This window comes from Thermocrispum municipale DSM 44069, assembly GCF_000427825.1.
GTDB lineage: Bacteria > Actinomycetota > Actinomycetes > Mycobacteriales > Pseudonocardiaceae > Thermocrispum > Thermocrispum municipale.
Genome location: NZ_ATYT01000004.1, coordinates 64,237 through 79,295 on the forward strand (window position 1 = coordinate 64,237; position 15,059 = coordinate 79,295).

Consider the following 15,059-nt stretch of genomic DNA (forward strand, 5'->3'; position numbering starts at 1 on the left):
CGGCCGTAGGTACACGGCGGTACGCCGGCGCGCGGCCTGCCCGATGGAGGCCGGCCCGCGGCTGGGCCGTAGATCGGCCGACGCGAGCGGCCGTAGGTACACGGCCGATGGGCCTTGCCCGACGAAGACGCCTGCGGCTCGGGCCACGCCGGCGCGCGGCCCGCCCGATAAAGGCGAGCCCCGCCGCTCAGACGGACGCAGGCACCCGCTGGTACGTGGTGGTCCGCTGCCGCGCGGGCCTACCCGCCAGCGCTGCCAGCTGCTCGAGCTGGCTCCTGGTGCGTGACGAGCCGTGCTCCGACCCGGCCATCCGGGAGATCGTCTCCTCCATCAGCGTGCCGCCGATGTCGTTGGCGCCGCCGCGCAGCAACTGCGCGGTGCCCTCGTCACCGAGCTTCACCCACGAGCACTGGATGTTGTCGATGCGCTCGTGCAGCGCCAGCCGCGCGAAGGCGTGCACCGCGCGGTTGTCCCGCATCGTCGGGCCGGGGCGCGCCACGCCCGCCAGGTAGATCGGGGCGTTGTGGTGCACGAACGGCAGGCCGACGAACTCGGTGAAGCCGCCGGTGTCGTCCTGCACGCGGGCCAGCACGCGCAAGTGCCAGAGCCAGTGCTGCGGTCGGTCGACGTGCCCGTACATCATCGTGCTGCTGGACGGGATGCCGAGCCGGTGCGCGGTCGACACCACCTCGACCCACGTCTGCGCGGGCAGCTTGCCCTTGGTCAGCACCCAGCGCACGTCGTCGTCCAGGATTTCCGCCGCCGTGCCCGGGATCGACCCCAGCCCGGCGTCGCGCAGCTCGGTCAGCCACTCCTCGACCGACACACCTGCCTTCGACGCCGCCGCGACGATCTCCATCGGCGAGAAGGCGTGGACGTGCATCTCCGGCACCGCCTTCTTGATGGCCCGCACGATGTCGGCGTAGTACGACACCGGCAGCTTCGGGTCGATGCCGCCCTGCATGCACACCTCGGTCGCCCCCGCCTCCGCGGCTTCCACCGCCCGCTGGGCGACCTCGTCGACGGAGAGCCGGTACGCGTCGGCATCCCGCTCGCGCTGAGCGAAGGCGCAGAACCGGCAGCCCACGTAGCAGACGTTGGAGAAGTTGATGTTGCGGTTCACGATGTAGGTGATGTCGTCACCGACCACGTCCGCGCGCAGGTCGTCGGCAAGTCGCGTGAGCTGCTCGAGGGCGTCACCCTCGGCCGTGATCAGCGCCAGCGCCGCGGCTTCGTTCTCCGGCTCCAACAGCGCGGACGGCTTGTCCGCGGCCAGCTTCAAGCCCTCCAGGACGTCGCCGTCCAGGCGTTCCGGCGCACGGTCCGCGGAGACCTGGTCCCGCAGCACATCCCAGTCGCCGTAGACGGAGTCGAAATCGCCACGACGGTCGTCCGTGCGGCCCTCGGAGTCGATCGCCGAGTGCAGGTCCGCCCGGCCGACGGTCTCCAGCCCACCGTCGGGCTCCTGCCAGGTGCGGCCGACCACCTCGGCGTCCGGGTTGGCCAAACCGTCCTCGGTGGCCAGCGCCCGCACATGCCCGTGCAACCGGACGTCGATCCACCGCTCGGCAGCACGCACGTAGCGCGGGTACGCCGTCAGGCGCTCGCGAAGTTCGAAGCCGCCCGCCTCGGTCCACTCGGTCAACGTCTCCAACGCGGGCCACGGACGTTCGGGATTCACGTGGTCCGGGGTCACCGGGGAGACGCCACCCCAGTCGTCGATGCCCGCACGCAGCAGCAGCTCGTGCTCCTCGCCGATGAGGTTCGGCGGAGCCTGGATGGACACCCCCGGCGGCATGAGCAGCCGGGCAACGGCCACCGCGGCCGCCAGGTCGTGCAGCGAGGCATCGGGCGCCGACCGCATCGCGGTGTCCGGCTTGGCCCGGAAGTTCTGCACGATGACTTCCTGGATGTTGCGGTACTGCCGGGCCCGCTGCCGGATGGCCAGCAACGACTCGGCCCGCTCCTCGCGGTTCTCCCCGATCCCGATCAGGATCCCGGTGGTGAACGGCACGCCGACCCGGCCGGCGTCGTCGAGCACGCGCAACCGGACCGCGGGTTCCTTGTCCGGCGAGCCGTAGTGCGGGCCGCCCTTCTCCGACCACAGCCGTTCGGCGGTGGTCTCGAGCATCATCCCCATGCTGGCTGCCACCGGCTTGAGCCGCTGCAGCTCTTCCCACGACAGCACGCCGGGATTGAGGTGCGGCAGCAGCCCGGTCTCCTCGAGGACGGCGATGGCGCACGCGCGAACGTAGTCGACGGTGGAGGAGTAGCCGCGCGCCTCCAACCACTCGCGCGCCTGCGGCCACCGGGCCTCCGGCCGGTCCCCCAACGTGAACAAGGCTTCCTTGCAGCCCAGCTCTGCGCCCTTGCGCGCGATCTCCACGACCTCGTCGCGCTCCAGGTACAGCGAGTGCGGAACCTTGCCGGGGACCGTGACGAACGTGCAGTAGTGACACCGGTCGCGACACAGCCTGGTCAGCGGGATGAAGACGTTGCGACTGTAGGTCAGCACGCCCGGATGACCCTGGTCGGTCAGGTGCGCATCGCGTACCCGGGCGGCCGCCGCCAACAGCCGGTCGAACTCCTCGCCTGTGGCATGCAGCAGCGTGGTCGCCTCGGTGACGTCCAGTGTCGCTCCGGTCTCCGCACGACGAAGCGCCCGCGACAGTGCCGAACGAGACGGGATCATGCAGCCGACACTACGGAAGGAGCGGCCGTAGGCGCCACGCCGTTCCACCGGTCACGCGTACCGGACTCAGCACGTCGACGGGGCGGAAACCCCACGAAAACGGGTGTCCAGGTAGGCCACCGCGGCCGACGCCCCGGTCACCGCGAGCACTGTGTGTTCGCTCACATAGTCGATGTACAGCCGCCGGCTCAGTGCCGGGCTGTCGCCACGAATGCACGGGCTTACGCGGGCTCGCGGATGGCCGTCTGCTGTCCGGTCCGCTCGATCGCGGCGGGCTGCGAAGGACCAGGAACGTGCTGCTCACCGATCGGCTGCGAAGCGGCCACCCGCGCGGCACGGTCCGCCGCGGCCTGCTCGGCCGCCGCGCTGCGAGCCGCCACCGAACGACCGAGGGCCTGCCTGCGCCTGCGCGCCAGGCCGGCGATCATGCCGAGCACGCCGACACCGACGGCGATCAGGCCGACCGGGCCGAGGATGCCGAAGTTGGCCGGCGCTGCCATGTCCGCAGCCCATGCGGGCGAGCCGAGGGTCACGAAGCCACCGAGGACTACCAGCGTGGTGGTGCCCAGCCGGAACGCCCACTCAGCCACCGAGGCGACCTTGCTCCGCTCCTGGTTACGCACGCGCCGTACCTCCCAGATCGCTGTCACCCTTGTGAGTGGGCAGATCCTCAGCTCGTCGAGGCGAAAACCTACCGAGTGTGTCAAGTCCGCTGCCCGCGCCCGGACTCGGCGGCAGAGATTATCGAATGTCGTAGTCGATGGTGCACCGGGGTCACAGCGTGACAGCGCACATTCGGAGCGTGTCGGCCGAGTCGTCGGTGAACGTGCAGTTCAGCGCGCTCGGCGGCTGCCTCGGCGATCCGGCGGCGTCGCAGACGCGCGGCAGCCTGCAAATCCGCGACGGGTCGGCGCACAGCCCTGCAACTCCACGACGGGCTGCGGCCGGGCGACGAGCCCGCGACGTGCGGCCCCGCGCTCAGTCGCCGACGGCTGCAGGCGACGGGGCGCCGGCCCGCAGTAGCCTCGGGCGATGACCGTGGCACGTTCGGTGTTGCTGTTCGCGCTGGCGGCACTGTGTGAGATCGGCGGCGCCTGGCTGGTGTGGCAGGGCATTCGCGAGAACGCGGGGTACTTGTGGGTCGCCGCCGGGGTCATCGCGCTCGGCGCCTACGGCTTCGTCGCCACCTTCCAACCCGACCCCCACTTCGGGCGGATCCTGGCCGCTTACGGTGGCGTGTTCGTCGCAGGCTCGCTGCTGTGGGGCGTGCTCGTCGACGGGTTCCGGCCGGATCGCTGGGATGTGATCGGCGCGGCCTTGTGCCTGGTCGGCGTCGCCGTGATCATGTACGGGCCGCGCGGCTGATCAGCCGGGCTGGACCGCGACCGACAGCGCCCGCGCGATCTCCGAACCCAGCGCGTGGGTGGCCTCGCGGGGCGGTGATCCGACCTTGACCACCAGCGGCCCGCCGAACGGCTGCCGCTCGATCACCTCGATGCGTTCACCCAGGCTGATGGCCCGTTCGGCCAGGTAGCGCAGCAGCTCCGGGTCGGTGTCCCACACCCTGGCGATCTCCCCGACCGCGCCGGGCTCCAGCTCGTCGAGGATGCGCAGCGGCGCCTCGTTGACCGCTCCGTCCGACGTGGGGATCGGGTCGCCGTGCGGATCACGCTCGGGATTGCCCAGCTTGGCCGCGATGCGCTCGATCAGCCGATCGGAGACGGCGTGCTCCAACGCATCGGCCTCGGCGTGCACTTCGTCCCACGTGTAGCCGAGCTCCGAGACCAGGTACGTCTCGATGAGGCGATGGCGACGGAGCACCGAGCGAGCCAGCAGTTTGCCGTCGGCGGTGAGCTCGATGCCGCGATACGGCACGTGCGCGACCAGACCCTGCTGCGCCAGCTTGGTGACCATGCCCGACGCCGACGACGGGCTGACCGCCAACCGGGCAGCCAGCGACGTGTTGGTGACCTCCTCGCCGCGTTCGGCAAGGCCGTAGATCACCCGCACGTAGTCCTCGATCGACGCCGAGCGTCGCTTCGCCTCCGGCATATGTTCACGATAAGTCAGAGCCACCGGTAGCGAATCCAACCAGGGACCGGCTGGGCGCCCAGTCGTTGGTAGAAGGCCTTGCCCTTGGCGTTGTCGACCTGCATCTCCCACTCGACCCGGCCGTCGGTGCGGGATTTCAGCTCCCGGAGCAGTTCGGTGGCGAACCCGCTGCGGCGGAACTGCGGGCGAACGTAGAGGTCGTCCATCCAGATGCCGGGCTTGCCCTCCCACGTGGAGAAGTTCCAGCAGCAGAACGCGAAGCCGGCGACGACCTCCGGCCGGCCGTCGGGGTGCGCCAGCACGACCCAGGCCTTCGGGTCGTCGCCGAACAGGTGCCCGGCCATCTCCGCCCGATCGAGCTTGAGATCGTGTCTGCCCTCGTAGGCCGCGTGCTCCTCGATCAGCGCGCAGATTTCTTCGACGTCGGCAGGTTCGGCGTCACGTACCGGCATCCCCGCTCCTTTCGTAAACCATGTCGCCACCGACCACGGTGGCCAGCACACGCACTTCGTCCAATGACTCGGGGTCTGTCGGGTCGTGCGACAGCACCGCGAAGTCGGCAAGCTTGCCCACGTCGATCGTCCCGCGATCCCGTTCGGTGAACGAGGCGTACGCCGACCCGAACGTGTAGGCCCGCAGCGCCTCGGTGGCGCTGATCCGCTCGTCGGCGCCCAGCAAGAACCCGCTCGACGTGCGGCGACGAACCAGGTCGGCGATCCCGAGCAGCGGCGCTCCCTCGACCACCGGCCGGTCCGAACTGCCGGGGACGACACAACCCGCGTCGAGGAAGCTGCGCTGGCGGTAGCACCGGTCAACGCGCGACGGCCCGAGCGCGGCGCGCATACCGTCGCCGATCTCGTTGACGAACCGGCCCTGCGGGACCGGAATGATGTCCATCTCGGCCAGTCGGGCCAGCTCGGCATCGTCGATCACGCCGCAGTGCTCGATGCGATGCCGATGGTCGCGCCGCGGGAAGTCGGCGAGCGCTGCGGCATAGGCGTCCAGGACCACGCTGACCGCTCGGTCGCCGATGGCGTGTGTGGCGATCTGCCAGCCCGACCGGTGGGCTGCGCGGATCGTGTCCGCGATGTCCTCCTCAGGCATCTGGAAGTAGCCGCGGTTGTCCGGCTCGCCGTCGAACGGCTCGTGCATGGCGCACGTCCGGCCGACCAGCGAGCCGTCGGAGAACAGCTTCATCGGCCCGATGCGGAGCCAGTCGTCGCCGAAGCCGGTGCGGATGCCCAGGTCCAGGCCGAAGCTGACGTCGTCGGCCTGCGCGTGCTGCAGCGCGTGCAATGACTGTGCGGCCACCATGAGCGTGGTGCGAACCCCGAGCTGCCCGGCTTCCCTGGCTTGCTGATACGCGGCCAGCTCGATCGGGCTGTTGCCGACCAGGCCGCGCCCGATGCCCGCTTCCTGCACGCTGGTGATGCCTTCGGACAGGTACTGCTTGCTCGCCAGCGCGATGCCGCGGGCGATGTCGTCCAGCGGCACCGGGTAGCGGAGCGGGTCGAGCAACCGCTGTGCCTGCTCCCGCAGCAGTCCGGTCGGGCGGCCGCTCTCGTCGCGCACCACGTCGCCGCCGGTGGGGACGTGGTCCAGGTCCAGCTGTCGCAGCACGGCCGAGTTGACCACGCACATGTGCCCGGACGTGTGCCCGAGCCGGACCAGGTGCTCGCCTGCCACGCGGTCGAGCCCCTCGGCCGTCGGATGACCGCCGACGAGCTTGTTCTGGTCGTAGCCGCTGCCGATGATCCAGCTGCCCGGCGGCTGCTTCCCCGCAGCTTCCGCCACCGCCGCGTAGACGTCGTCGACGCGGCGGCACGTCCGCTCGCTCAGATCGAGCGCGGTCTTCTCCATGCCGTACCAGGCCATGTGGTTGTGCGCGTCGTGGAAGCCCGGCACGACCACCGCGCCGGAAAGGTCGATGCGCTTGTTCGCCTCGATCTCCACCGCTTCCGCGCCGAGCGCCACCACCCGGCCGCCGTGCACGGCCACGGCGTCGACCGGGCGGAAGTCCGCCCCGCTGAGCACCCGCGCCCCGGTGTACACCACGTCAACCCGCATGACCAGAAAGCCTATCGATCGATCGATCGTGAAGCTAGACTCTGCAGGCATGGCGGTTCCGACGACGCGCACCGTGACGCTCGAGATGCTCGACGGCGTTGCGGTGGTGACCCTCAACCGACCCGAACGGATGAACGCCGTCGTCCCAGCTCTGGTGGACGATCTGCTGGCCGTGCTGGACGAGGTGGCGGCCAGCGAAGCCCGCGCGGTGGTGTTAGCAGGCGCCGGCCGCGCGTTCTGTGCCGGGCACGACCTGAAAGAACCGCAGGCAGGCGGGGACTCCCGGCGCAGGATCGAACGCATCCAGCAGGTGACTCGCCGCATCCGTGAGCTACCGCAACCGGTCATCGCGGCGGTGCACGGCTATGCCATCGGCGCCGGGGCGGAGTTCGCCCTCGGCTGCGACCTGGTCCTCGCCACGGATGACGCCCAGTTCTCGTTCCCCGAAGCCGGGCTGGGCCTGAGCGTCACCGGGGGCGTCTCCCGCCTGCTGCCGTTGCTCGTCGGACCGCTGAAGGCCAAGGAACTGCTCCTGCTCGGGGAGCGAATCAGCGGCGCGGAGGCGGGCCGTCTCGGGCTGGTCAACGCCGTGGTGCCGGATGCCCGCGCGGCAGCGCTGCAGTGGGCTCGGGCCATCGCGGACAAGCCCGCGTACGCGGTCACGCTGGCCAAGCGGGCGCTCGACTCCGGCATCGACTCGGCCCTGGAGCCCGCGCTGGAGCTGGAGGTCGCCCACGCCTTGATCACCGACACGGCCGCCGAGGTCGCCGAGTCCTCCGCCCGCTTCCGTGCCCAGGGGTCGGCGTGAGCGCGTTGGACCGCATCGACGACCTGACCCGGCTGACGGTCCGGGCCGCCGAGTTGTGGCCGGACCGGACCGCGTGGGTCTTCGACACCGGCGGCACGCCGCGCTCGCTGACGTTCGCCGAGGTCAACGCCCGCAGTGACGAGCTGGCCGGTGCGCTCGCCGGTCTCGGTGTCGCGCCGGGCGACCGGGTGGCGCTGATGCTGCGCAACGGTCCGGACTTCCCCCTGCTGTGGCTCGCCACCGCCAAGCTCGGCGCGGCGATGGTGCCGGTGAACATCAACTACCGCGAGCTCGACGGCGCGCACGTGCTGTCCGACTCCGGCGCCCGGGTCGTGATCTGCGAGCCGGAATTCGCCGACATGCTGCGCCGGATCGCCCCCGACGCGGGCGACGCGCGGGTGCTGACCGCGGCGGAGCTGCCGGCCGGGAAGCCGACGCCCGAGTTCCCCACTCCCGCCGGCGAGCGGCCGGTGAACATTCAGTACACCTCGGGCACGACCGGCGCCCCGAAGGGCTGTGTGCTGCCGCATCGGTACTGGACCACACTGGCCCGTGGCATGATCACCGAGCACCCGACGATCGGCTCGGATGACGTCATGCTGACCGCGCAGCCGTTTCACTACATCGACCCGCAGTGGCACGTCGCCCTCGGGCTGGCCGCGGGCGCGCGGTTGGTGGTGCTGGACCGCTTCCACCCGTCGACGTTCTGGGCCAAGGTGCGCGAGCACGACGTGACCTGGTTCTACTGCTTGGGCATGATGCCCACCCTGCTGCTGCGCCAGCCGCCGTCGCCCGAGGACAAGAAGCACCGCGTGCGGGCCGTCCACGCTTCGGCCATCCCCCGCGAACTGCACGCCGAGCTCGAACAGCGGTGGGGCGTGCCGTGGTTCGAGGCGTTCGGGATGACCGAGACCGGGGCGGATATCCGCATGCGGCCGGAAGATCACGACGAACTGGTCGGCAGCGGCTGCATCGGCAGCCCGGTGCCCGGCCGGGACGTGGTCATCCTCGGTGACGACGACCAGCCACTCCCCCGTGGCGAGACCGGTGAGCTGGCGATCCGCGGCGTCGGCCTGATGCTGGGTTACTACCACCGCCCGGAGGACACCGCGCGAGCGTTCCGCAACGGCTGGTTCCACACCGGTGATTTGGCCAGGATGGACGACCGCGGCCGCATCTTCTACGTCGGCCGCACCAAGGACATGATCCGCCGCAGCGGGGAGAACATCTCCGCCGACGAGGTCGAACGAGCGTTGCTGCAGCACCCCGACGTACGGCTTGCCGCGGTCATCGGCGTACCGGACGACATTCGCGGCGAAGAAGTCAAGGCGCTGGTCGTCCCGGCGGACGGTGCTGATCCGAGCCCGGACGAACTGGCCGAACACTGCGCGAGAAAGCTCGCCTACTTCAAGGTGCCGCGCTACTGGAAGGTGGTCGACGACTTACCCATGACAGCATCCGAGCGAGTGGCCAAAGGACAGCTGCGGTCGGCCGAACCGCTGGCCGGCGTGTACGACAGGGTGGCGCGGTCGTGGCTGTGAACTCCACCCACACCAGGGTCCGCAAAGCGGCGGTGCGGCTGTTCGCCGCCAAGGGCTACCACGGCGTCGGCATCCGCGAGCTGGCCGAAGCGGCCAAGCTCTCCTCGGCCAGCCTCTACCACTACATGGGCACCAAGGAAGAGCTGCTCGCCGACATCATGTGGGACTGCCTGGAGCGGTTGTTGTCCGCGGCGATGCTGGCGACGACCGACGTGCAGGACCCGCAGGAGAAGCTCGGCAGGCTGGCCGCGCTGCACGCCATCGCGCACGCCGCGCAAGCCAAGGAGACCGCGGTGGTGGACAACGAGCTGCGCGCGCTGTCGCCGAAGCTACGACGGCGCATCATCAAGCAGCGCGACGCCTACGAGGGGCTCTGGGCCGAGGCGCTGGACGAGGGACAGCAAGCAGGTGTCTTCCTGCCCGACGAGCACGGCATCACCCGGCGCGCGCTGCTGGAGATGTGCAGCGGCGTGGCGCGCTGGTACTCCCCGCGCGGCCCGCTCACGCTGCGCGAGCTCGGTTCCCGCTACGCCACGCTGACGCTGCGGGCGGCCGGAGCGGGGCCGAACCCGCCGGAGCCGGACATGGAGCGCTGCCGCACCATCGTCCGCTACACGTGGGGCACCAAGGTCTGACGACCCGCATGTGCGCCGTTCGCGGTGTGGTGGCCGCGCGTGGCGCGATTCGCGGTGTCCGTCCGCACGTGCGCCGTTCGCGGTCTGACAGCCTGCGCGTGCGCCGTTCGGACCCGACGCGCGTCGAACGGGGCCGTCGTCGACCGGTGCACACCGGTCTGACGCGCGGCCGATGTCACAGCTCACGATCCTTGGGTTGTGATCGTGGCGCGGCCCTGACAGCGCGCGGGCCGGCGTACCGAGCCGACCCGCGAGCCGGGAGCGTTACAGCTTGCGGCCGCCGTCGACGTAGATCGTCTGACCGGTGACGAACGAGGCGTCCTCGCTGCACAGGAACGACACGACGTTGGCGATGTCCTGCGGAGCGCCGACCCGCCGCAGCGGCGTCACCTTGGCGGTCTCCTCCCGCAGCTTCTCCGGCTCCAGGCCGAGGCGCTTCGCGGTGGCGTCGGTCATCTCGGTGGCGATGAAGCCCGGCGCGACCGCGTTGACGTTGATGCCGAACGGGCCGAGCTCGATGGCCAGCGTGCGGGTGAAGCCCTGCAGGCCCGCCTTGGCCGCCGAGTAGTTGGCCTGACCGCGGTTGCCGAGCGCCGAGACGCTCGACGTGTTGACGATCTTGCCCCACTTCTGCTCGACCATGTACTTCTGCGCCGCCCTGCTGCACAGGAACGCGCCGCGCAAGTGCACGCCCATGACCGTGTCCCAGTCCTGCGTGGACATCTTGAACAACAGGTTGTCCCTGGTCACGCCCGCGTTGTTGATCAGCACACCGACCGGGCCCAGCTCGTCGGCGACCCGCTCCAGCGCGCTGTTGACCGCGTCCTCGTCGCTGACGTCGGCGCCGACGGCGATCGCCTTGCCGCCCGCTTGCGTGATCGCCGAGACGGTCGGCTCGGCCGCAGCAGGGTCGAGGTCCAGCACCGCGACCGCCGCCCCGTCAGCGGCAAGACGCTGCGCGGTCGCCGCACCGATGCCGCGCGCCGCGCCGGTGACCACTGCGACTCGGCCCTTCAGATCAGCCATCAGCCCTCCCGGTTTCCGCTGGGTTCCTGGCGCGTAACTTAACAGCGTGCCGGGCCCCGTGGAGTGTGATGTGTGGTGGGCAACGCCCCTGCCCGCGGACGACGCCTGGCTTGCGCTGCTCACTCCGGTCGAGCGCACCAGGTTCGACGCGTACCGGAAAGCCGAGGACCGCGACCGCTTTCTGACCGGCCGGGTGCTTGCCAGAACTGTCCTCGGCCGGCGCTTGGGAATCGCGCCGGCCGACGTGGAACTCGACGCAACGTGTCCGGACTGCGGCCGCCCGCACGGCAAACCACGCGTACCCGACAGTGATCTCGAGCTGTCGATCAGCCACGCCGGGGACCGGGTCGGGTTGGCGGTCAGCTCCGGCACACCGGTCGGGCTGGATGTCGAGGCGACGACACGCAACAGCGGCGACGATCTGCTGCGATACGTGCTCTCCGACGCCGAGTACACCACGGTCGCGGCGCTGCCGGAGGCTGACCGAGCGGACGTCTTCTTCACCTACTGGGCACGCAAGGAAGCGGTGATGAAGGCGACCGGACTCGGTCTGAAGATCCCGCTGAAAAGCGTCACGCTCACACCGCCTGGCCAACAGCCGGCTGTGGTCGGCAGCGCCCACGACGCTGTGCAGCCGGCCAGTACGGCCCTGGTGGACCTGCAGTGCGGCCCTGGCTATGCCGCCGCGGTGGCCGCACTCACGCCGAACGGATTGGCCGTCACCCAGCACTGGTGGCAGTCAGCCGACTTCAGACCGCTGAGTTGATCCCCATGGCGCGCAGCAGCGTGGCGAACTTGGCCGAGGTCTCGGCGAGCTCAGCCGCCGGGTCCGAGGCGGCAACGATCCCGCCACCGGCATAGAGGCGCATCGTCCGGCCGTCGACCTCGGCGCAGCGGATACTGACCGCCCACTCTCCGTCGCCCGCGGCGTCCACCCAGCCGACGGCGCCCGCGTAGTAGTCACGGGCGAACGGCTCCAGCTTCTCCGCCAGCCCACGCGCCGCTTCGGTCGGCGTCCCGCACACGGCAGGCGTCGGGTGCAAGGCAGCGGCCAGCCGGAGCGCACTGGCGTCCGTTCCCGAATCGGACAACTCCCCGGTGATCATCGTGCCGAGATGCCACACCGCAGGAGTCGAGGTCAACGACGGCTCGGACGGTACGGTCATCCGTCGGCAGAACGGCCGCAGTCCCTCCACCACGGCCTCGACCACCAGGGAGTGCTCGGTGCGCTCCTTGCTCGAGGCCGCCAGGCGCTCGGCGTTCCTCGCGTCCTCGACCGGGTCGTTCGAGCGCGGCGCCGTGCCGGCGTGAGGATGTGCGAAAACTCGGTTCCCGACGCGTCGCACCAGCAGCTCCGGCGACGAACCCACCAGCGTCGCCGCGCGTGGGCCAGGCAGCGGGGCCGCGAACGTGAACCCGCTCGGATTGCCGGACACCAGGTTGTGCAGCACGAACGCGGGATCGACCTGAGCGGGGAACTCCACGTCGAGCGCGCGAGCGAGCACCACTTTGTGCAGCTGCCCCTCGCGCAGCAGGCGCACCGCTTCGGCGACCGCCTGCTGGTGTTGCTGCTCCGACGGGACCGCGGTCATGCGGACCGGGGTACCCAGCACGCGGTCAGGCTTGCGCGCCATGGCGGCGTGCGCCGGACCAGTGGATCGGATGTGGCTCGGAACGACCAGCCGCGCCGGAGCGCTGTCGGAGAACGGCAGCACACCGACCGCGACCGGTGTCGCCGCCGTGGCGAACTCCTCGGGCAGCGCTTCGTCCAGCGTGAACACATCGGTGCCGGTCAGTTCGCGGTCGACGCCCGCGGCCAGCACCGTGCGCTCCGGCGTGACGAATGCGAACTCGCCCGCTCGGTAACCGTCCAGTAAGTCGGCCGGATCGGTTGCCTCAGCGCGCGCGGTATCGGTCACCACCCGATTGTGTCACGCTGCCGACTGCCGTCCCGGCCGCAAGTGACCGGGGCAACGGCGAGCGTGCCGACAGGCCGCGCCTGGCCAGGGCCGGACGCGCACCCGCCGCGACGGAGCCGGTCCGACTTACTTCAGCGCGTTCAGCAGCGCCTCGCGCTGCCGCTGACCCAGGCCCGCGGCCCGCCGGTCCTTGTCGATGCCTGCCTGCTCCATCAGGTTGGCGACCTTCACCGCGCCGAGGCCGGGTACCGCCTTCAGCAGCTGAGCGACCTTGGTCTTGCCGATGGTCTTGTCGTCCTTGGCAGCCTTGAGCACCTTCTCGATGCTCTGCTTGCCGGACTTGATCGACGCGAGCAGTTCCGACCGCGCCTTCCGGGCCTCTGCGGCCTTGGCCAGCGCTTCGGCGCGCTGCTCGGGAGTCAACGTAGGCAGAGCCAACGTACTAATCCTTCCTATCCAGTTTCACCCGCCCGGATGCGGCGGTGTGCCGCTGACGTGTGCCCCGGGCCGGTGCGCTGCCCCAAGTAAACGCCACGAATGCGCTGGCAGCGCAACCGACACGCCATGCCGACGAGCGGTTTTAACCCTCCTGACCACCCGGTTTACCCCCTTTTGAGGCAGCCAAACCAGGGCTAGGCTCGCCGCACGGAAACGATCGTTCGGGAGGCAAAGGCGATGCTCGGAACTATGCAGGACGTGCCGCTGTCCATCGGACAGTTGCTGCGCTACGGGTCGAGCGTGCACGGCACCAGCACGGTCGCCACGTGGACCGGCAGCGAATCGCGCGTGGCGACGTATGCGCAGATCGGCCGCCGAGCAGCCCAGCTCGCGCACGCGTTGCGTCAGCTCGGCGTGGACGGTGACCAGCGGGTCGGCACGTTCATGTGGAACAACAACGAGCATCTCGAGGCCTACCTCGCGGTGCCGTCCATGGGCGCGGTGCTGCACACGCTGAACATCCGGTTGTTCCCCGAGCAGCTCATCTACGTGGTCAACCACGCAGAGGACTACGTGATCATCGTCGACGGGACCCTGGTGCCGCTGCTGAACAAGCAGCTCTCGCAGTTCACCACGGTGCGGCACGTGGTGGTGGCCAACGGCGATCCGGCGACGGTGGAAGCACCGGAAGGCGTCGAGGTGCACGGCTACGAGGATCTGCTGTCCGCCCAGCCGGAGGAGTTCGACTGGCCCACGTTCGACGAGAACACCGCGGCCGCGATGTGCTACACGTCCGGCACCACCGGTGACCCGAAGGGCGTGGTGTACTCCCACCGCTCCATCTGGCTGCACTCGATGCAGGTCTGCGCCGCCGACGGCATGGCGCTGTCGCAGGCGGACAAGACGCTGGCGATCGTGCCGCAGTTCCACGCGATGAGCTGGGGTCTGCCGTATGCGGCGTTCATGTCCGGTTCGTCGCTGGTCATGCCGGACCGGTTCCTGCAGCCGGAGCCGATCGCCAAGATCCTGGCGGCGGAGAAGCCCACGCACGCCGCCGCGGTTCCCACCGTGTGGCAGGGCCTGCTGCAGTACCTCGACCAGAACCCACAGGACATCTCCCACCTGCGGGAAGTCGTCGTCGGCGGTTCGGCGGTGCCGCCGTCGCTGATGCACGCGTTCATGGAGAAGCACAACGTGCCGGTGCTGCACGCCTGGGGCATGACCGAGACGTCGCCGCTGGGCAGCGTGGCTCGGCCGCCCGCGGAGGCCACCGGCGAGCAGGAGTGGGCCTACCGGTACACCCAGGGCCGCTTCCCCGCCAGCGTGCAGGCGCGACTGGTCGACGACCAGGGCAACGAGCTGCCGTGGGACGGCAAGAGTGTCGGCGAGCTCGAGGTGGCGGGCCCGTGGATCGCGGCGGCCTACTACCGCGACCCCGACCCGGAGAAGTTCCACGACGGCTGGCTGCGCACCGGCGACGTCGGGCACATCACCCCGGACGGATTCCTGACGTTGACCGACCGGGCCAAGGACGTCATCAAGTCCGGCGGTGAGTGGATCTCGTCGGTGGAGCTGGAGAACCACGTGATGGCGCATCCCGCGGTGTCCGAGGCCGCGGTCGTCGGCATCCCGGACGAGAAGTGGGACGAGCGGCCGCTGGTGGCCGTGGTGGTCAAGGAAGGCGAGTCGGTCACCGCTGCCGAGCTGCGGGAATTCCTCGTCGACAAGGTCGCCAAGTGGCAGCTGCCGGAGTACTGGACGTTCATCGACGAGGTGCCCAAGACCTCGGTCGGGAAGTTCGACAAGAAGCGGATCCGGGCGCAGCACGCCGACGGGACGCTGAACATCGAGACGGTGAAGTAGCCGCAGGCAAGCGGAGCG

The 15,059-nt window shown here is 70.1% G+C and carries 14 protein-coding genes; 6 read left to right on the plus strand and 8 right to left on the minus strand.

Annotated elements, in window-relative coordinates; all coding sequences use genetic code 11:
- Nucleotides 1–187 precede the first annotated feature (187 nt).
- Nucleotides 188–2,692: a bifunctional FO biosynthesis protein CofGH gene (locus tag YWM_RS0103645; protein WP_043659662.1), complete on the minus strand. Its 2,505-nt coding sequence runs from the start codon at nucleotides 2,690–2,692 to the stop codon at nucleotides 188–190.
- A 221-nt stretch (nucleotides 2,693–2,913) separates the two neighbouring features.
- Nucleotides 2,914–3,315: a hypothetical protein gene (locus YWM_RS22075; RefSeq protein WP_156914621.1), complete on the minus strand. Its 402-nt coding sequence runs from the start codon at nucleotides 3,313–3,315 to the stop codon at nucleotides 2,914–2,916.
- A gap of 409 nt (nucleotides 3,316–3,724) precedes the next feature.
- On the opposite strand from YWM_RS22075, the gene YWM_RS0103655 reads away from it, so the two are divergent.
- Nucleotides 3,725–4,057, plus strand: a complete 333-nt coding sequence (locus YWM_RS0103655) for a YnfA family protein (RefSeq protein ID WP_028849568.1) — start codon at nucleotides 3,725–3,727, stop codon at nucleotides 4,055–4,057.
- On the opposite strand, the gene YWM_RS0103660 is transcribed toward YWM_RS0103655, so the two are convergent.
- The 3 genes from YWM_RS0103660 to YWM_RS0103670 are packed head-to-tail and all read right to left on the minus strand — an operon-like array spanning nucleotide 4,058 to nucleotide 6,811.
- Nucleotides 4,058–4,744: a metal-dependent transcriptional regulator gene (locus YWM_RS0103660; protein WP_028849569.1), complete on the minus strand. Its 687-nt coding sequence runs from the start codon at nucleotides 4,742–4,744 to the stop codon at nucleotides 4,058–4,060. It lies immediately after the preceding gene.
- A 14-nt stretch (nucleotides 4,745–4,758) separates the two neighbouring features.
- Nucleotides 4,759–5,196, minus strand: coding sequence for a GNAT family N-acetyltransferase (locus YWM_RS0103665; RefSeq protein WP_028849570.1), 438 nt, complete (start codon nucleotides 5,194–5,196; stop codon nucleotides 4,759–4,761).
- Nucleotides 5,183–6,811 carry an amidohydrolase gene (locus tag YWM_RS0103670; protein ID WP_028849571.1) on the minus strand — a complete coding sequence of 543 codons (1,629 nt, stop codon included), beginning with the start codon at nucleotides 6,809–6,811 and terminating at the stop codon, nucleotides 5,183–5,185. The genes YWM_RS0103665 and YWM_RS0103670 overlap by 14 nt, the downstream gene beginning before the upstream one ends.
- Before the next feature lie 49 nt (nucleotides 6,812–6,860).
- Between YWM_RS0103670 and YWM_RS0103675 the strand changes: the two genes are divergently transcribed.
- From YWM_RS0103675 to YWM_RS0103685, 3 genes are read left to right on the plus strand one after another with little or no spacing between them, the layout of a single operon-like run.
- A complete protein-coding gene (locus YWM_RS0103675) occupies nucleotides 6,861–7,619 on the plus strand; it encodes an enoyl-CoA hydratase/isomerase family protein (protein WP_043659570.1) in 759 nt (252 codons plus the stop codon).
- Nucleotides 7,616–9,160 (plus strand): ATP-dependent acyl-CoA ligase, encoded by a 1,545-nt coding sequence (locus tag YWM_RS0103680; protein WP_028849573.1) that lies wholly within the window; start codon nucleotides 7,616–7,618, stop codon nucleotides 9,158–9,160. Before YWM_RS0103675 ends, YWM_RS0103680 begins: the two co-directional genes overlap by 4 nt.
- Nucleotides 9,151–9,795 carry a TetR/AcrR family transcriptional regulator gene (locus YWM_RS0103685; RefSeq protein ID WP_028849574.1) on the plus strand — a complete coding sequence of 215 codons (645 nt, stop codon included), beginning with the start codon at nucleotides 9,151–9,153 and terminating at the stop codon, nucleotides 9,793–9,795. Before YWM_RS0103680 ends, YWM_RS0103685 begins: the two co-directional genes overlap by 10 nt.
- Nucleotides 9,796–10,059: 264 nt before the next feature.
- Here the strand turns inward: YWM_RS0103685 and YWM_RS0103690 are convergent, their stop codons facing one another.
- On the minus strand, nucleotides 10,060–10,821 hold the full coding sequence (locus tag YWM_RS0103690; protein ID WP_028849575.1) for a beta-ketoacyl-ACP reductase: 762 nt from the start codon (nucleotides 10,819–10,821) through the stop codon (nucleotides 10,060–10,062).
- A 46-nt stretch (nucleotides 10,822–10,867) separates the two neighbouring features.
- Between YWM_RS0103690 and YWM_RS0103695 the strand changes: the two genes are divergently transcribed.
- Nucleotides 10,868–11,587: a 4'-phosphopantetheinyl transferase family protein gene (locus YWM_RS0103695; protein WP_245565910.1), complete on the plus strand. Its 720-nt coding sequence runs from the start codon at nucleotides 10,868–10,870 to the stop codon at nucleotides 11,585–11,587.
- Here the strand turns inward: YWM_RS0103695 and YWM_RS0103700 are convergent.
- Nucleotides 11,571–12,740, minus strand: a complete 1,170-nt coding sequence (locus YWM_RS0103700) for an isochorismate synthase (RefSeq protein WP_052344571.1) — start codon at nucleotides 12,738–12,740, stop codon at nucleotides 11,571–11,573. The two genes, YWM_RS0103695 and YWM_RS0103700, sit on opposite strands and share 17 nt — an antisense overlap.
- A gap of 126 nt (nucleotides 12,741–12,866) precedes the next feature.
- Nucleotides 12,867–13,178 (minus strand): integration host factor, actinobacterial type, encoded by a 312-nt coding sequence (mihF, locus tag YWM_RS0103705; RefSeq protein WP_028849578.1) that lies wholly within the window; start codon nucleotides 13,176–13,178, stop codon nucleotides 12,867–12,869.
- Nucleotides 13,179–13,415: 237 nt separating this feature from the next.
- On the opposite strand from mihF, the gene YWM_RS0103710 reads away from it, so the two are divergent.
- Nucleotides 13,416–15,041, plus strand: coding sequence for a long-chain fatty acid--CoA ligase (locus YWM_RS0103710; RefSeq protein WP_028849579.1), 1,626 nt, complete (start codon nucleotides 13,416–13,418; stop codon nucleotides 15,039–15,041).
- The last annotated feature ends 18 nt before the right edge of the window (nucleotides 15,042–15,059 follow it).